20 protein-coding genes are annotated in these 16,392 nt (G+C 56.1%); 5 read left to right on the top strand and 15 right to left on the bottom strand.

Translation table 11 applies throughout. The features are described from left to right. Positions 1-10 precede the first annotated feature (10 nt). From AB8846_RS13630 to AB8846_RS13610, 5 genes are all read right to left on the bottom strand, one after another. Complete coding sequence (locus AB8846_RS13630; RefSeq protein ID WP_370732921.1) at positions 11-964, bottom strand: transketolase family protein; 954 nt, start codon at positions 962-964, stop codon at positions 11-13. Further along, positions 957-1,787: a transketolase gene (locus AB8846_RS13625; protein WP_370732920.1), complete on the bottom strand. Its 831-nt coding sequence runs from the start codon at positions 1,785-1,787 to the stop codon at positions 957-959. The genes AB8846_RS13630 and AB8846_RS13625 overlap by 8 nt, the downstream gene beginning before the upstream one ends. Continuing rightward, a complete protein-coding gene (locus tag AB8846_RS13620; protein ID WP_032659183.1) occupies positions 1,784-3,175 on the bottom strand; it encodes a PTS ascorbate transporter subunit IIC in 1,392 nt (463 codons plus the stop codon). The genes AB8846_RS13625 and AB8846_RS13620 overlap by 4 nt, the downstream gene beginning before the upstream one ends. A 21-nt stretch (positions 3,176-3,196) precedes the next feature. Continuing rightward, positions 3,197-3,469 (bottom strand): PTS sugar transporter subunit IIB, encoded by a 273-nt coding sequence (locus AB8846_RS13615; protein ID WP_023336413.1) that lies wholly within the window; start codon positions 3,467-3,469, stop codon positions 3,197-3,199. 80 nt (positions 3,470-3,549) lie between these two features. Beyond that, the gene (locus AB8846_RS13610) at positions 3,550-3,993 is read right to left on the bottom strand and encodes a PTS sugar transporter subunit IIA (RefSeq protein WP_023336414.1); all 444 of its coding nucleotides are present in this window, start codon (positions 3,991-3,993) and stop codon (positions 3,550-3,552) included. 235 nt (positions 3,994-4,228) lie between these two features. Between AB8846_RS13610 and AB8846_RS13605 the strand changes: the two genes are divergently transcribed. Further along, complete coding sequence (locus tag AB8846_RS13605; protein WP_029741925.1) at positions 4,229-5,248, top strand: LacI family DNA-binding transcriptional regulator; 1,020 nt, start codon at positions 4,229-4,231, stop codon at positions 5,246-5,248. Between the two features lie 3 nt (positions 5,249-5,251). Here AB8846_RS13605 and yfcD read toward each other — a convergent pair whose 3' ends face one another. The 3 genes from yfcD to yfcF are packed head-to-tail and all read right to left on the bottom strand — an operon-like array spanning position 5,252 to position 7,114. Continuing rightward, positions 5,252-5,806: an NUDIX hydrolase YfcD gene (gene yfcD, locus AB8846_RS13600; RefSeq protein ID WP_063145410.1), complete on the bottom strand. Its 555-nt coding sequence runs from the start codon at positions 5,804-5,806 to the stop codon at positions 5,252-5,254. A gap of 55 nt (positions 5,807-5,861) precedes the next feature. After that, positions 5,862-6,413 (bottom strand): phosphodiesterase, encoded by a 552-nt coding sequence (gene yfcE, locus AB8846_RS13595; RefSeq protein WP_063145409.1) that lies wholly within the window; start codon positions 6,411-6,413, stop codon positions 5,862-5,864. Positions 6,414-6,469: 56 nt separating this feature from the next. Beyond that, entirely contained in the window at positions 6,470-7,114 is a 645-nt protein-coding gene (gene yfcF / locus AB8846_RS13590) for a glutathione transferase (RefSeq protein WP_063145408.1), read from the bottom strand. 140 nt (positions 7,115-7,254) lie between these two features. Here yfcF and yfcG point away from each other — a divergent pair, with 140 nt between their 5' ends. The 4 genes from yfcG to AB8846_RS13570 all read left to right on the top strand — a co-directional run bounded on the left by yfcG (position 7,255) and on the right by AB8846_RS13570 (position 9,792). Next, entirely contained in the window at positions 7,255-7,884 is a 630-nt protein-coding gene (gene yfcG / locus AB8846_RS13585; protein ID WP_331411821.1) for a GSH-dependent disulfide bond oxidoreductase, read from the top strand. 75 nt (positions 7,885-7,959) lie between these two features. Next, complete coding sequence (folX, locus tag AB8846_RS13580) at positions 7,960-8,328, top strand: dihydroneopterin triphosphate 2'-epimerase (RefSeq protein ID WP_023336419.1); 369 nt, start codon at positions 7,960-7,962, stop codon at positions 8,326-8,328. A 13-nt stretch (positions 8,329-8,341) separates the two neighbouring features. Then, positions 8,342-9,235, top strand: coding sequence for a TIGR01777 family oxidoreductase (locus AB8846_RS13575; protein ID WP_370732919.1), 894 nt, complete (start codon positions 8,342-8,344; stop codon positions 9,233-9,235). 44 nt (positions 9,236-9,279) lie between these two features. Continuing rightward, positions 9,280-9,792 (top strand): GNAT family N-acetyltransferase, encoded by a 513-nt coding sequence (locus AB8846_RS13570; protein ID WP_370732918.1) that lies wholly within the window; start codon positions 9,280-9,282, stop codon positions 9,790-9,792. Between the two features lie 66 nt (positions 9,793-9,858). On the opposite strand, the gene hisP is transcribed toward AB8846_RS13570, so the two are convergent. The 7 genes from hisP to purF all read right to left on the bottom strand — a co-directional run bounded on the left by hisP (position 9,859) and on the right by purF (position 16,388). After that, positions 9,859-10,632 carry a histidine ABC transporter ATP-binding protein HisP gene (gene hisP / locus AB8846_RS13565; RefSeq protein ID WP_023312558.1) on the bottom strand — a complete coding sequence of 258 codons (774 nt, stop codon included), beginning with the start codon at positions 10,630-10,632 and terminating at the stop codon, positions 9,859-9,861. Positions 10,633-10,640: 8 nt separating this feature from the next. Beyond that, a complete protein-coding gene (locus AB8846_RS13560) occupies positions 10,641-11,357 on the bottom strand; it encodes an ABC transporter permease (RefSeq protein ID WP_063145404.1) in 717 nt (238 codons plus the stop codon). After that, a complete protein-coding gene (locus AB8846_RS13555) occupies positions 11,354-12,040 on the bottom strand; it encodes a histidine ABC transporter permease HisQ (RefSeq protein WP_014832782.1) in 687 nt (228 codons plus the stop codon). Before AB8846_RS13555 ends, AB8846_RS13560 begins: the two co-directional genes overlap by 4 nt. A gap of 88 nt (positions 12,041-12,128) precedes the next feature. Continuing rightward, positions 12,129-12,911 carry a histidine ABC transporter substrate-binding protein HisJ gene (gene hisJ / locus AB8846_RS13550; RefSeq protein WP_032659199.1) on the bottom strand — a complete coding sequence of 261 codons (783 nt, stop codon included), beginning with the start codon at positions 12,909-12,911 and terminating at the stop codon, positions 12,129-12,131. A 226-nt stretch (positions 12,912-13,137) separates the two neighbouring features. Then, positions 13,138-13,920: a lysine/arginine/ornithine ABC transporter substrate-binding protein ArgT gene (gene argT / locus AB8846_RS13545; RefSeq protein ID WP_023312560.1), complete on the bottom strand. Its 783-nt coding sequence runs from the start codon at positions 13,918-13,920 to the stop codon at positions 13,138-13,140. A 291-nt stretch (positions 13,921-14,211) separates the two neighbouring features. Next, a complete protein-coding gene (locus AB8846_RS13540) occupies positions 14,212-14,781 on the bottom strand; it encodes a UbiX family flavin prenyltransferase (RefSeq protein WP_029740194.1) in 570 nt (189 codons plus the stop codon). Positions 14,782-14,870: 89 nt separating this feature from the next. After that, positions 14,871-16,388, bottom strand: a complete 1,518-nt coding sequence (gene purF, locus AB8846_RS13535; protein WP_063145403.1) for an amidophosphoribosyltransferase — start codon at positions 16,386-16,388, stop codon at positions 14,871-14,873. Positions 16,389-16,392 lie beyond the last annotated feature (4 nt).

Below are 16,392 nucleotides of genomic sequence, written 5' to 3'. Positions count from 1 at the left end.
CCTTTTTTATTTACAGCAGCTCTCTCGCCGCCGACACAATGTCATGTGCCGTCAGGCCATACTCCTTCTGCAGGAAATCCTGCGTCCCCACCTGGCCGTAACGCTTCTTGACGCCCACCCGCCGCATCGGCACCGGGCAGGTTTCCACCAGCACTTCCGCCACCGCCGACCCCAGGCCGTTGTGAATGCTGTGGTTTTCACAGGTGACGATACGCCCGGTCTTCTCGGCGTAGTTTTTCACCAGCATCCGGTCGATGGGCTTCAGGGTAAACATGTCGATGACCGCCGCGCTTACCCCCTCCTGCTCCAGCTGGCGCGCCGCTTCCAGCGCTTCCGCCACCATGATGCCGTTGGCAATCAGGGTAATATCGGTTCCTTCGCGCAGCACGTTGCCTTTGCCAATGGTGAAGGTTGAGCCCGGGGCATACACGCTCGGCGCCTGCTTACGAATAGTCCGCACCCAGTAGAAACCTTCGAGGTCGATAAGCTGGCGCAGCACGTCCTCGAACATCACCGCGTCGGTCACCTCGAGCACCACCGAGTGCGCCAGACCGCGCACGATGCCCATATCCTCAAACGACATATGCGTCCCGCCGTTGTGGCAGGCCGTCACGCCCGCATCCGAGGCAATCACCTTTACGTTATTGCGCTGGTAGTCCAGGGACATAAACAGCTGGTCAAAGCAGCGACGGCTGGCAAACGCGGTGAAGGTGTGGACGAACGGCTTGCGTCCGGTGAGCGATAGCCCGGCAGCCGTACCGATCACGTTCGCCTCCATAATCCCGCAGTTAATCACGTGCTGCGGGTAATCGCGCGCCACCCCGTCCATCGCCATCGAGCTCATCAGATCCGCTTCCAGGGCGATAATCTCGCTTCCTGCCTCAATCTGCTTTGCCACGAAGCCCGCGTAGACCTTACGCATCTCAACGGCGTCTTTCTCTCCTGCCGGTGCAACCTTAATCATGTGAAGCCTCCAGTTGGCGAATCGTCTCGTTGAGGGCCGCTTTGCTCTCCTCCGTTAAACGCAGGTGGTGCGAGTTGCTGAGCTGCTCCAGATACGGCACCCCCTGCCCTTTGATGCTGTCGAGGATGACGACTAACGGACGCGCATCGGCAGTCGGGACCCGCGACGTTACCGCCAGCAGACCCGGAACGTCGTCGCCCTTCACCGTCGCCACGTCAAAGCCAAAGGCGCGGAATTTCCCCTCCAGGTCGAACGCGCTGATGATCTCGTCCAGCTCGCCGTCGAGCTGCTGTTTGTTCCAGTCCACGAACACCGTCAGGTTATTCAGGCGATGGTGGGCGATAAACTGGAAGGCTTCCCAGCACTGACCCTCGTTCAGCTCGCCGTCACCGACGATGCAGAAGACCCGGTTCGGCCGCCCCGCCAGCCTGTGCGAGAGCGCCATACCGCCGGCAATGGAGATCCCCTGCCCCAGCGAACCGGTGGTGGCATCCACGCCGCGCGTTTTCAGGCGGTCCGGGTGGCTTGGCAGGCGCGTGCCGTTCTGGTTCAGGGTGCTCAGCTCTTCTATCGGGAAGTAGCCCTTGATCGCCAGCGTGCTGTAGAGCGCCGGGCCCGCATGACCTTTCGACAGGACAAAATAGTCTCGCTCCGGCCAGTCCGGATCCGCCGGGTCGATTTTCATCACCGCGCCATACAGCACGGCCAGGGTTTCAACCACCGACATGCTGCCGCCATAGTGTCCAAAGCCCAGCTGCGTCAGGGATTTCAGCGTCTCAAGACGGATCTGACGCGCGAGTTCGGTTATCTCTTTCTCATTCATGATTTGGCTCCGGTGTTTTCCTGCGCGTTACCGCCCGCAGGTTTGTTTTTCGCGAAGACGTTGTACGCCACCAGCAGCGCGAACAGCGCAACGACCAGTCCGGTGATGGCAAGCGGCGACAGGAAGCGCGCCAGGTTGCCGAGAACAATCCCGACCGCGCCGAAGTCGGCGTCCGAGAAGGTGGTGTTGGCAAAGCCAATGGCGCCCAGCACCGGCAGAAGCAGAACCGGCAGGAAGGTGATCAGCAGGCCGTTAGCAAAGGCGCCGATCATTGCCCCGCGACGTCCGCCGGTGGCGTTACCGAACACGCCCGCCGTTGCGCCGGTAAAGAAGTGCGGCACGACGCCCGGGAGGATCAGCACCCAGCTAAACTGACCGCAGATCAATAACCCCACAATCCCGCCGAGGAAGCTGAACAGGAAGCCAATCAGCACCGCGTTTGGCGCATACGGATACACCACCGGGCAGTCCAGCGCAGGACGCGCGTTCGGCACCAGTTTCTCCGAGAAGCCGGTAAAGGCCGGAACGATCTCCGCCAGAATCAGGCGCACGCCCTGCAGGATGATGAACACGCCCGCCGCGAAGGTGATCGCCATGATGATGGCGTAGACCAAGTAGTTCTGGCCGCCGCTGAAGGTGGCCTCAACGTACTCGCGCCCGGCGCTCACCGCCAGGATGAGGTAGATAATCATCATGGTCAGGGAGATGGAGATCGAGCTGTCGCGCAGGAAGCTCAGGTTCTTCGGCAGGTTCATCTCTTCGGTTGAGCGGGAACCTTTGCCGACCTTGCTGCCAATCCAGCCGGACAGCACGTAGCCCAGCGTGCCGAAGTGGCCGAAGGCAATTTCATCATTGCCGGTAATGCGCTTCATGTAGCGCTGGGCAATTGCCGGGAAGAAGGCCATGATCAGGCCGAGGATCAGCGAGCCGGTAAAGACCAAACCCACGCCCTCAAAGCCCGCCACCGTCAGGATCACGCCAATCATGCACGCCATATAAAACGTGTGGTGTCCGGTCAGGAAGATGTACTTCAGGCGGGTAAAGCGCGCGACGATAATATTCGCCACCATGCCGAAGGCCATAATCAGCGCGGTCGCTGCACCGTATTTTTCCAGCGCGATTGACACAATCGCTTCATTGTTTGGAATAATGCCCTGAATCGTAAAGGCGTGCTCAAACATACCGCCCAAAGGATTTAACGACCCCACAAGAACCGTGGCGCCGCCGCCCAGCACAATAAAGCCGAGAATGGTTTTAATCGTCCCTTTCACCACGTCCGAAAACGCTTTCTTCTGCGCAACCAGACCAATTAGCGCAATTAAACCGACCAGCACCGAAGGGACTTTTAAAATATCAACAACGAAATTCAGCGTTTCAAGGATAAACATATCCACCTCGCCTTATCAGGGTTATTGTCTGTCGAACCAGGCGCGCAGCTGCGCTTCAAGTTCGTTGATGTCGATGATGTTATTAATCACCACCAGCTGGCTTTCCGGCACGCTGGCGCTGGCCGCAATGTCTTTTGCCATCACGAACAGATCGGCCGCGCCCGGCGTGGCCGAGGAGAGATCGGAGTGTTCAACCTCAGCCTCAATCTCCAGCTTTTTAAGCACCTTTTTAATATTCATTTCGACCATAAAACTGCTGCCCAGGCCGGAACCGCAAATAGCCATGATTTTCATTGTTGTCCCCTTATTTTGAGTAGAGCACGCCCCATCACGCTGGCGCGTAATGTTGTGAATAATCGGATTAAAGAATTAAATCAGAAGCGGTCAATAATCGTTTTAATTTCCTCCAGGGTATTCGCCTGATGCAGTTCAGCCATATCTGCATCGCTGGAAAATAATTCAGCCAGCGATGAGATCATCTCGATATGGCTATTTTTGTCGGGTGCCGCGAGCATAATAATGACATCGACAGGGTCAAACTCACCGGCACCAAACGAGACGCCCTGTTTTAGTTTTAATAAAGACAACCCCAGTCCTTTGGCGCCTTCCTCCGGCCGCGCATGCGGCATAGCCAGCCCTGGTGCCAGCACATAATAGGGTCCTAACGTGTGGTGCTGCTGGATGATGGCAGTGACGTATTCAGGCTCAATCACCTGCAAATCCAGAAGCGGCTTCGCGCACAGCTCCAGCGCCTGCGGCCAGTTTTCCACGCTATCCTGCAGCGTGATGGTTGTATCATATATCCATTTTTTGAGCACTTTTCACTCCCGCTACACGCTTAAAGATGAGCAAACTTTATTCAACACATCGCTGGATGACTGCGATCGCGATCACAAAGATAGCGCTACCAACGGTTAACATGCAGAAATGTGATAGCGCTATCAAATTGCAATCGCGACGCTAAATCACAGCAAAAAAAGGGATTTAAGGCGTATACTGCCTGTCACGTGAAGCGAAGGAAATGAAGAACGCGTCTGGTCAGCAGGAAGGTGTATGTCTTTAACCCGAAAACGGCGCAGTACTGGTAAAGTGACACTCGCCGATGTCGCACAGCTTGCCGGTGTGGGCACGATGACCGTGTCCCGTGCACTCCGCACGCCCGAACAGGTTTCCGATAAACTACGAGAAAAAATAGAAGCTGCCGTGCAGGAGCTGGGCTATATGCCTAATCTAGCCGCCAGCGCGCTGGCCTCGGCGTCGTCATGGACGATAGCCATGGTGGTGCCTAATCTCTCCGAAGCCGGCTGCTCGGAGATGTTCGCCGGGCTACAGCAGGTGCTACAGCCTGCCGGGTATCAGATCATGCTGGCTGAATCCCAGCATCGTCTTGAGCAGGAGGAGAAGTTGCTGGAGACGCTGCTGGCGTCGAATATTGCCGCCGCTATCCTGCTTAGCGTTGAACATACCGACACCGTTCGCCACTGGCTGAAAAATGCCTCTATTCCGGTGATGGAGATGGGCGCCATGCGCGCCGACCCGATTGATATGAATATCGGGATTGATAACGTAGCGGCCATGTATGAGCTCACGGAAATGGTGATTAAGCGCGGCTATCAAAATATTGGGCTGCTGTGCGCCAACCAGGAGCAGTGGATTTTCCAGCAGCATTTACAGGGCTGGTATAAAGCCATGCTTCGCCACCATATGTCGCCGAACCGGGTCATAAACGCGGCGATGCCGCCGAGCTTCTCCACGGGTGCCGCGCAGTTGCCTGAGTTTTTGCTGGCATGGCCAGAGCTGGATGCGCTGGTTTGCGTGTCTGACGAGCTGGCCTGCGGCGCGCTGTACGAATGCCAGCGCAGGCGAATCAAGGTGCCGGACGATCTGGCGGTGGTCGGCTTTGGCGATAGCGACGTGAGCCGCGTCTGTCAGCCGCCGCTGACGACGATGGCGGTGCCGCATCGTAAGATTGGAATTGAAGCCGGGAAAGCGCTGCTGGAGCGTCTGAATGACGGTGACTGGCGCGATCAAAAGCCCATCGCGTCCAGTCTGTGTCTGAGAGAGAGTTGCTGAATCTTACTCAGCCTCTTCCTCTTTCTCTGATCTGGTCGATTCGTTTTTGGCGTTGCGGGTCATCCACAGCGCCAGCGCTTTTAACGAATCCGGCGTAAACTCGTCGCAGCGCGCGGTGATCTCTTCCGGCGTCATCCAGCTGACTTCGCTCACCTCTTCTTCCTGCAGTGCAAACGGGCCGTGAGAAACGCAGCTAAACAGCCCGCCCCAGACGCGGCAGTTTTCGTCTTCGAAATAGAACTGACCGTGCTCGGCAAACGGCACGCCGGCGATACCTAACTCTTCTTCCGCTTCACGACGTGCGGAATCCAGCAGCACTTCATCTGCCTGCACAACCCCACCTGCGGTGGCGTCCAGCATGCCCGGGAGAAAATCTTTGGTGTCCGTACGGCGCTGGACCAGAATTTTGCCCATACCGTCATGCACAACGATGTACGTTGCGCGGTGGCGCAGACGCTCCGCACGCATTTGTTCGCGGCTGGCCTGCGCGATCACTTCATTCTCTTCGCTGACAATGTCAACCCACTCTGTACTTGCCAAATGACTCTGCTCCACCATCGGGAAACCTTCTCTTCTAAGCGCTCTTTCGGCGCGTTTGCAGTTGAGGTGTAACTTACGGATTAATCGCTACCTGCGCAATAACTTGCTGATCATTAAGTGCGATAACGCTCAGGGTATTTCCATCCAGCATGCCATAGCTCGCAGGGTATCCGCCTTTCGGTATGCTGACCGAACCCGGGTTAAAGTGATAAATCTCACCGCGCTTTTCAGCAACCGGAATATGAGTATGACCGTAAACCAGGACATCGCCAGCCGCGAGCGCCGGGAGATTATCCGGGCTGAAAAGATGCCCATGGGTCAGGAACAGGCGGCTTTGTTCCAGCAGCACCTGTTGCCATGGCGCGGTAAGGGGAAAATGCAGCAGCATCTGGTCCACTTCGCTGTCGCAGTTGCCGCGAACGGCAACGATACGCGAGGCATACGGGTTGAGCTTTTCGGCAACCTGTGCCGGGGCGTAGCCCTCCGGCAGCGCGTTGCGCGGGCCGTGATTGAGTACATCGCCCAGAATAATCAGCCACTGCGCGCCGCTTTGTGCAAACAGGGAGAGGACACGCTCGGTAGCGGGCAGCGAGCCATGGATATCCGACGCAAACATCAGTTTCATCAGTCACTCCTCGGGAAAACAGACTGCCCCCATCATACCTGAAGCGTCAGGGCTTATCAGCCCGCGCGCTTGGCCGAGAGTGCCACATAGCGCTGCACGGAGGCGCGCTGCCACTGAAACGCGGCATAATCCACCAGCAGCTGCGGCACCTCATCGCCGTTGAGGATCAGGCGGTTGAGCATCAGCGCCAGATCGGCGTCGGCAATGCACCACTCGCCGAACAGGTTTGGGTTGCCGTGGGCGAGGAGCGAGGTGGCGGCTTCAATCAGTTTTTGCGCGCTTTCGCTGCCTTCTGCGCTGAGCGCTGGCTTTTTCACCCCGGCAAACACGACGTCCGTCGAGCGTTCCACGCGAATCGGTACCAGATCGCTTCGCAGCCACGCCTGGATCTGCCGCGCCCGCGCGCGTTTTTGCAGGTCGTGAGGATAGATACGCTCCCACTCAGGCGGCGCAAACCGATCTTCCAGATATTCATCGATCGCCGACGATTCGCTCAGGGCAAAACCGTCAATCTCCAGCACAGGCACGCGTCGGGTCAGGTCGTAGCCCTGCCACTGCGGTTTGAGGTGTTCACCGCCGTCAAGATCAACGGTCCTCAGCGTAAAAGTGAGCCCTTTTTCGGCCAGCGCAACGTATACGCTCATAACATAGGGAGAAAAGAAATTCGCATCGGACCACAACGTGATGGCGGGCTGGTTCATAACATCCTCATAGGCTGATCGGTTTTTACTCAACATATAATCTCTTTGTCTCGCTGTCACTTGATGAAAACTCACGATTTACAACAACCACCTATACTCATTTGTCATGGCACCACTCTTCGCATGGACAGGAGTTGAGAATGATCGACCTTTATTATGCCCCTACCCCAAACGGCCATAAGATCACCCTCTTTCTTGAAGAAGCCGAGCTGGATTACAGGATCATTCGCGTGGATATCAGCAAAGGCGAACAGTTCAGCCCTCTCTTTCTGGCTATCTCGCCGAATAATAAAATCCCGGCCATTATTGATAACCGGCCTGCGGATGGGGGCAGACCGCTGAGCCTGTTTGAATCCGGTGAAATTTTGCTCTACCTGGCGGAGAAAACCGGCAAACTGCTGAGCGGTGAACTGCGCGAGCGTCACCATACCCTGCAATGGCTCTTCTGGCAGACGAGCGGGCTGGGGCCCATGCTGGGTCAAAACCATCACTTTACCGCTTACGCCCCGCAGCCCATCCCTTATGCGATAGAACGCTATCAGGTTGAGACTCAACGGCTCTATGACGTTCTGAACCGTCGGCTTGAGAAAACCCCGTGGCTCGGGGGCGATCATTACAGTATTGCCGATATCGCCTGCTGGCCGTGGGTGAATACGCATGAAAAACACCGCATTGACCTGGCCTCTTACCCGGCGGTGAACAACTGGTTTGAGCGCATTAGAACCCGCCCGGCCACCGAGCGAGCGATGCAAAAAATCCAGCAGATTTAACCCTCTATGAGGCTGGGTGCCCGCGAGCCTCTCATGTATGATGAGCAGGAAATACTGACACGGAGAAGACCTGCAATGTCACAGCCAGATGCTGTTATTCGTATAAAAAATTTACGCTTGCGTACCTTCATCGGTATCAAAGAGGAAGAGATCGCCAACCGTCAGGATATTGTCATTAACGTGGTGATTCACTATCCCGCAGACAAAGCGCGGGCCAGCGAAGACATCAACGACGCGCTGAACTACCGCACAATTACCAAAAACATCATTCAGTACGTGGAGAATAACCGCTTCTCTCTGCTGGAAAAATTAACTCAGGATGTGCTCGATATCGCACGCGAACATCACTGGGTCACTTATGCTGAAGTTGAGATCGATAAACTTCACGCCCTGCGCTACGCCGATTCCGTCTCTATGACGTTAAGCTGGCGACGCCAGGCGTAAACCTGGAGGTTGTATGAAGATTTTGCTGACCGGCGGTACAGGCCTTATTGGTCGTCACCTCATTGCGCGTCTGCAGGCCTTGCATCACGACATTACCGTGGTGACGCGCAGCCCGGAGAAAGCGCGTCAGGTGCTGGGGGCAGGTGTCGATATCTGGAAAAATCTGGCCGATCAGCAAAATCTGGACGGCTTCGACGCCGTCATTAACCTCGCGGGTGAACCCATCGCCGATAAGCGCTGGACGGAAGAGCAAAAACAGCTGTTATGCAGCAGCCGGTGGAACATTACCGAAAAGCTGGTCGAGCTGATCCGCAATAGCCACACCCCGCCTTCGGTGCTGATTTCGGGTTCAGCGGTAGGCTATTACGGCGATCTCGGTGAGGTGGTGGTGACCGAGGAAGAGCCGCCCCATAACGAATTTACCCATAAACTCTGCGCCCAGTGGGAGCGTCTCGCCTCTGCGGCGCAGAGCGATCGTACCCGCGTCTGCCTGCTGCGGACCGGCGTCGTGCTTGCGCCGAAAGGCGGCATTCTGGCGAAGATGCTTCCCCCTTTCCGGCTCGGGCTCGGCGGCCCCATTGGGAATGGTCGTCAGTACCTGGCGTGGATCCATATCGACGATATGGTCAACGGTATTCTCTGGCTGCTGGATAACGATCTCCGCGGGCCGTTTAACATGGTTGCGCCGTATCCGGTGCGTAACGAACAGTTTGCCCACGCGCTGGGGCATGCCCTGCACCGCCCGGCGATTTTGCGCGTGCCTGCCACGGTCATTCGCCTGATGATGGGTGAAGCGTCCGTGCTGGTATTAGGCGGACAGCGGGCGCTGCCAAAACGGCTGGAAGCGGCCGGCTTTGCGTTCCGCTGGTATGAATTAGAAGAGGCGCTGGGGGATGTGGTGCGGTGAATATGTTACAGTGACAGGCCATGTTCCGAAGAAATGGCGTAACAATGGCAACCATCACCACTCCCCGACTTCACCTCACTCCTTTCGAACCCACCGACTGGGCCTTCTTTCGCTCGCTGCGTGAAGATCGCCGCATCATGCGCTACATGGCCGCCATCGCGCCGGAAAAAGAGACCCGACGCGCGTTTGCCGCACGCCTGATGGCGGAGCATGTCTTCGTGATCCGCTCTCTGGAGGACGATACGCCGCTGGGTGATATTGGCCTGCAAATCAGCCCTGAGAATCGTGAAGAGGCCGACATCGGCTATACGGTTGTGCCTGCCGCGCAGGGAAAAGGGATTGCCAGCGAGGCGCTGCGCGCGATATGTGGCTATGCGTTTAACCAGACCGGCGTAAAAGCGATTAACGCGTATGTGCTGGCGGATAACGGCGGTTCGGTGCGGGTGCTGGAGAAAGCGGGGTTTGTGCGTACGCAGGTGCTGGAAAAGGCGTATGAAATTGACGGCGTGCGCTATGACGACTGGGTGTATCGGCTGGAGTGTGCCGAACGGCAATAGAATTTGTAGGCCCGGTAAGCGAAGCGCCACCGGGCGATTGGGCTGCACTGCGGGCTGATGCCCTCTTTACTTCAGAGATCCTTTGAGGAACTGCTGCAAACGCGGGCTTTGCGGGTTCGCCAGCACCTCGTCCGGGTGGCCCTGCTCTTCAATTTTCCCCTGATGCAGGAAAATCACGTGGTTCGAGACGTTACGGGCGAAGCCCATCTCGTGCGTCACCACCACCATCGTTTTGCCCTCTTCGGCCAGCTTCTGCATGATGCGCAGCACTTCGCCAACGAGTTCAGGGTCCAGCGCGGAGGTCGGTTCATCGAACAGCAGCACTTCAGGCTCCATCGCCAGCGCACGCGCGATGGAGACACGCTGCTGCTGACCGCCGGAGAGATGCACCGGGTATTTCATCTGCTGGCGCTCGTCGATACCCACTTTCGCCAGGTATTTCACCGCACGCTCGCGGGCTTCCTGCTTGCTCAGCCCCAGCACCTGAATCGGCGCTTCCATCACGTTCTCCAGCACCGTCATGTGGCTCCAGAGGTTGAAGTGCTGGAATACCATCGTCAGGCGCGTACGCAGCAGGCGCAGCTGGTGTTTATCCGCGACCTTCAGCTGGCCGTCTTTGTCACGGACCAGGTTAATATTCTGCCCGCTCACCACAATCGAACCTTCGCTCGGCTTTTCGAGGAAGTTGATGCAGCGCAGGAAGGTACTTTTACCCGAGCCGGATGAGCCGATGATACTGATTACATCGCCTGCGTTAGCCTGCAGCGACACCCCTTTCAGCACTTCATGTTCGCCGTAGCGTTTGTGCAAATCAATAACGTTTAATTTGTTCTCAGCCATCATCTTTCTCAGTGCGTCGAAGAAGGTTTTATATGCTGCAACCAGCGTTTTTCAGCCTTACGGAACAGGCTAATCAAAACATAAGAGATAATTAAATAGAGCACCGCCGCAATGCCAAAAGCGGTAAACGGCTGATAGGTCGCGGAGTTAATATCGCGCGCGATTTTGAGCAGATCCGGCACCGTCGCGGTAAAGGCGAGCGCGGTGGAGTGCAGCATCAAAATCACTTCGTTACTGTACGCCGGTAGCGCAATACGCAGTGCCGACGGCAGGATGATGCAGCGGTAGAGTTTCACCGACGAGAAGCCGTAGGCCCGCGCCGCTTCAATCTCACCGTAAGGGACGGAACGAATTGCCCCGGCGAAAATCTCGGTGGTGTAGGCGCAGGTGTTGAGCGTCAACGCCAGCACCGTACAGTTCAGACCGCTGCGGAAGAACGCATTCAGCATCTCAGTGCCTTTTACGATCTCAAGCGTATACATTCCCGAATAGAACACCAGCAGCTGCACGTAGAGCGGCGTACCGCGAAACACGTAGGTAAACAGCCAGATCGGGAACTGGATAAATTTATTGTTCGACACGCGGCCAATGGCAAGAAATACCGCCAGAATGCCGCCCGTCACCACGGAGGAGATCAGCAGCCAGAGCGTAATCGCCACGCCGGTAAAGCGGTAGCCATCCGTCCACAGCAGCGATTTCCAGTATTCCTGAATAATCTCAATCACAGGTCAGCCCTCTTCACACCCACGGAGTAGCGACGCTCGAGCAGAAGCAGCACACCATTGGAGACGGTCGTAAAGACCAGATAAATCACACCGCAGACCACCGCAAAGTAGAACGGCTCCCAGGTGCTCTTGCCCGCCAGCTGAGTCGCTTTCACGACGTCTTCCAGACCAAGCAGCGAGACCAGCGCTGTCGCTTTGAGGATAACCTGCCAGTTGTTGCCGATGCCCGGAAGCGCGTAGCGCATCATGGCCGGGAACATAATCCGACGAAACGTTTGTGAAGAGGTAAAACCAAATGCGGTTGCCGCCTCAATGTGGCCCTTCGGCACGGCCATGTAAGCACCGCGGAAGGTTTCGGTGAAGTAGGCACCGTAGATAAAACCGAGGGTAATAATACCGGCCACCATCGGGTCGATATCAATTTGTCCCATGCCCATCGCGTCCGTTACGCTGTTCAGCGCAATCTGCAGACCGTAAAAGATAAGCAGCATCAGCACCAGATCGGGAACGCCGCGAATAAGCGTGGTGTAGCCTTCAAAAATTAGCGCCAGCGGTTTGTTAGCCGAAAGCTTCGCCCCTGCGCCTGCCAGACCTATCAGCACCGCCAGCACCACGGAGCTGATAGCCAGCTCAAGGGTGACAAGCGCGCCCTGTAAAATAACGCCAGAAAATCCGTACAGCATACCGCGAGCCCTGTCGTATCGTGAGTGGTGGAACCGTGTCTTATCCCCTCCCGCACCGGGAGGGGCCGCACGTTATTTGACGGGGCGATTAGCCGCCGTAAACATTAAAATCAAAGTACTTTTTCGCCAGCTTGTCGTAGGTGCCATCAGCGCGCATTTCAGCAAACGCTTTGTTCAGCGCCTCGCGCAGCTCGTTGTCTTCTTTGCGCAGGCCCATACCGGTGCCCACACCAAACAACTTCACGTCCTTAATAGACGGGCCGCCAAACTTGTAATCTTTACCCACCGGCGTTTTCAGGAAGCCTTCGCTTGCCGCGACTTCATCCTGGAATGCCGCATCAATTCGGCCTGCCGTCAGGTCAGCGTAGATATTTTCCTGGCCCTGGTAGGAGACGATTTCAATCCCCTTCGGCGCCCAGTGTTCGTTGCCGTAGGTTTCCTGCGTGGTGCCCTGCAGCACGCCGACGCGTTTGCCTTTCAGGGACTCCAGCGTTGGCTGAACGTCAGAAGCTTTAGCCACCACCAGACGAGAATCGGCCGCGTAGAGTTTGTCGGTGAAGGCAATCTCCTGCTGGCGTTTTTCGGTGATGGAGAGCGAGGACATAATCACGTCGATTTTTTTCGCTTTCAGGGACGGGATCAGCGCATCCAGCGGGTTCTCAACGTAGGTACACTGTGCTTTGATGCGTTTGCACAGCTCATTGGCCAGATCGATGTCAAAACCCACCAGTTCACCCTTTGAATTCTTCGATTCGAACGGCGCATAGGTTGGATCGGTACCAATCCGAATTTTCTGCGGAATAGCTGCGAATGCCGCGGTGGCGCTGGAAAAGGCCAGAACCAGAGATAGTGACAACACGAGTTTTTTCATATTTGTCCTCAACAAACTGTCTTCATACGGGATTTTTACGACGACGGGGTGGTGCTAATGTGCCATCAATCCCCTCTGTCAGGCAAAGACTAATGCCCTTCAGGCGGGAATTTTTGCATTATAAATGCGTAAGTATGCACAAAGCGATCCAATACGGTGCACCAAATGCACCGAATTGGGTCAACCGCCCCCGTAACGCACCTTTACGGTGCGTTAGCGCCAGGTGTTATTCACCGTATACGTTGAAGTCGAAGTATTTCTTCGCCAGTTTGTCGTAAGTACCGTCTTTACGCAGCTCTGCAAAGGCTTTGTCGAAGGCGGCTTTTAGCTCGGTATCATCCTTACGCAGGCCAATACCGGTGCCGTCACCAAAGTATTTTTTGTCTTTCACCGACGGGCCCGCAAACGCATAGTCTTTACCCGCAGGCTGCTTCAGGAAGCCTTCACTCGCGGCGACTTCATCCTGGAATGCGGCATCCAGACGACCGGCGGCCAGGTCAGAGTAAATCAGATCCTGGTTCTGGTAAGCCACCACGTCTACACCCTTCTCACGCCAGGTCGCATTGGCATAACCTTCCTGGGTCGAGCCCTGAAGCACGCCAACATGCTTGCCTTTCAGCGAGTCGATGGTTGGCTTAATCGGGGAACCTTTCGGCGCAATCAGGCGAGAATCCGCGGCGTAGAGCTTGTCAGAGAAGGCAATCTCCTGCTGGCGTTTTTCGGTGATGGAGAGAGAAGAGATAATGGCGTCGATTTTCTTGGCTTTCAGCGACGGGATTAACGCGTCGAAGTCGCTGCCCACCCATGTGCATTTCACCGCAATGCGTTTGCACATTTCATTTCCCAGATCGATATCAAACCCCACGAAATCGCCTTTCGCATCCTTGGAAGAGAATGGCGCGTAGGTTGCGTCTGTACCGATACGAACCGTCTGTGGAAGCGCTGCGTAGCTACCTGCTGCCGCACTTAACCCCACGAGCAAAGACAGAGCCAGAACCGTCTTCTTCATACATTTACCCTCAAGTACCGTGATTTTATTATGTATTGTGTTGTGTGTTGTGTTGCAGGCTTCATCTTGCAGGTCTTATGCCACATTGCCGTCTGGTCAAAACTTCGACGTTAAATATGTTAATAAAACGTTGCGATATTGCCTTAATGGTGAAAGATAGCAGGTCTGCCGAACGAACCGGAAAGAGAAAAAGGGAAAAAACGAATTAAATGTCGAGGATATGATCGCCGTTGCATAATTGCCCTGAAACAGGGCAACGTCTCTTTTCATGCACTCTGTTTGTGCACAGAATCAGGCCCCTTGCCAGCGGGTGAAGAGGTCTTCAGGCAGGTCGATGTCAAACTGATCCAGCACGCGGTTAACGGTCTGATTAATCACGTCATCCAGCGAGGTCGGGCGATGATAAAACGCCGGTACCGGCGGCATGATGATGGCGCCAAGCTCAGCGGCCTGGGTCATTAAACGCAGATGGCCGAGGTGCAGCGGTGTTTCCCGCACGCAGAGCACCAGAGGACGACGCTCCTTCAGCACGACATCCGCCGCGCGCGTTACCAGAGTGTCGGTATAGCTGTTCACAATGCCTGAGAGCGTTTTAATGGAACAGGGCAGGATAACCATGCCGGCCGTTTTAAACGAGCCTGAGGAGATGCTGGCGGCGATATCACGGGCATCGTGAACCACGTCCGCCAGTGCCTGAACATCGCGCAGGGAGAGATCGGTTTCCAGAGAGAGGGTCTGCCGCGCCGCCTGGCTCATCACCAGATGAGTCTCGACTTCCGCCACGTTACGCAGAACCTGTAACAGGCGTACGCCGTAAATCGCGCCGCTGGCGCCGCTGAGCCCAACAATGAGTCGTTTCATGATTTTCGCCCTTACTGATTTCAGGGCAGACTGTGCAGGATTTTGCGGGGAGTTGCAAGTGAGGGCATTCGCCCTCACCTGCCGGACCATCAACCTTCGTTGTGCATCTCTAAGCTTTCAAGATCGTTCTGCAGCTGGACGGCTTTCGCATCGTCGTTGCGCAGCGAATCAAGATAGTCGAGGTACTGCTGGTCAACGTCTTTGGTCACGTAAATACCGTTGAACACGGAGCATTCGAACTGCTGAATTTCCGGGTTCTCGGCACGCACGGCGTCTATGAGATCGTTCAGATCCTGGAAAATCAGGCCGTCGGCACCGATGATCTGGCGAATTTCATCCACTTCACGACCGTGAGCGATCAGCTCGTTGGCGGTTGGCATATCGATGCCGTACACGTTCGGGAAGCGAATCTCCGGCGCAGCAGAGGCCAGGTAGACTTTCTTCGCACCCGCTTCGCGCGCCATCTCGATAATCTGCTCAGAGGTGGTGCCGCGAACGATGGAGTCATCCACCAGCAGAACGTTCTTGTCGCGGAATTCCGCGCGGTTGGCGTTCAGCTTGCGGCGCACGGACTTACGGCGCAGCTGCTGGCCTGGCATGATAAAGGTGCGGCCAACGTAGCGGTTCTTCACGAAGCCCTGGCGGTATGGCTTATCCAGAATGCGGGCGATTTCCAGCGCGATATCGCAGGAGGTTTCCGGGATAGGAATAACCACGTCGATGTCGAGATCGTCCCACTCGCGGGCAATCTTCTCGCCCAGCTTCGTGCCCATGTTGACGCGCGCGCTGTAGACGGAAATCTTGTCGATGAAGGAATCCGGGCGGGCAAAGTAAACGTATTCAAACAGGCACGGATTGCTGACCGGGTTATCGGCACACTGGCGGGTAAACAGCTGGCCCTTCTCGGTGATATAGACCGCTTCGCCCGGCGCAACGTCACGCAGGAACTCAAAGCCCAGGGTGTCCAGCGCCACGCTCTCAGAGGCAACCATGTATTCGGTACGGCCATCGCCGAGGTCGCGTTTGCCGAGCACCAGCGGACGAATGCCGTTTGGATCGCGGAAGGCCACCATGCCGTGACCGATGATCATCGCGACGCAGGCGTACGCACCGCGGATCTGACGGTTTGTCGCAGCGACAGCAGCAAAGACGTTGTCAGCTTCCAGCGGGTAGTGACGGAAGTTATCCAGCTCGCTGGCGAACACGTTGAGCAGGATTTCAGAATCAGAGGTGGTGTTAATGTGGCGACGTTTTTCTTCGAACAGCTTTTTACGCAGCTCGTGCGCGTTGGTCAGGTTGCCGTTATGAGCAAGGGTAATGCCGTACGGCGAGTTGACGTAGAAAGGCTGTGCCTCAGAAGCGCTGGAACTGCCAGCAGTAGGATAACGAACGTGACCGATACCCATATTACCTTGCAGACGCTGCATATGGCGGGCTTCAAACACATCGTTTACCAGGCCATTCGCCTTGCGTAAACGGAAGCAGTTGTTTGCATCAATGGTGATGATACCCGCAGCATCCTGCCCACGGTGCTGAAGCACCGATAACGCGTCATAAATCGACTGGTTTACCGGCATGAAACCGGCGATACCGACAATACCGCACATTCGT

Origin of the sequence: Enterobacter sp. KB-221C9 (genome assembly GCF_041320715.1) — a bacterium.
Classification (GTDB): Bacteria; Pseudomonadota; Gammaproteobacteria; order Enterobacterales; family Enterobacteriaceae; genus Enterobacter; species Enterobacter asburiae_D.
The sequence above is the reverse complement of the archived record's forward strand: the minus strand, read 5'-3'. Positions and strand labels throughout refer to the sequence as shown.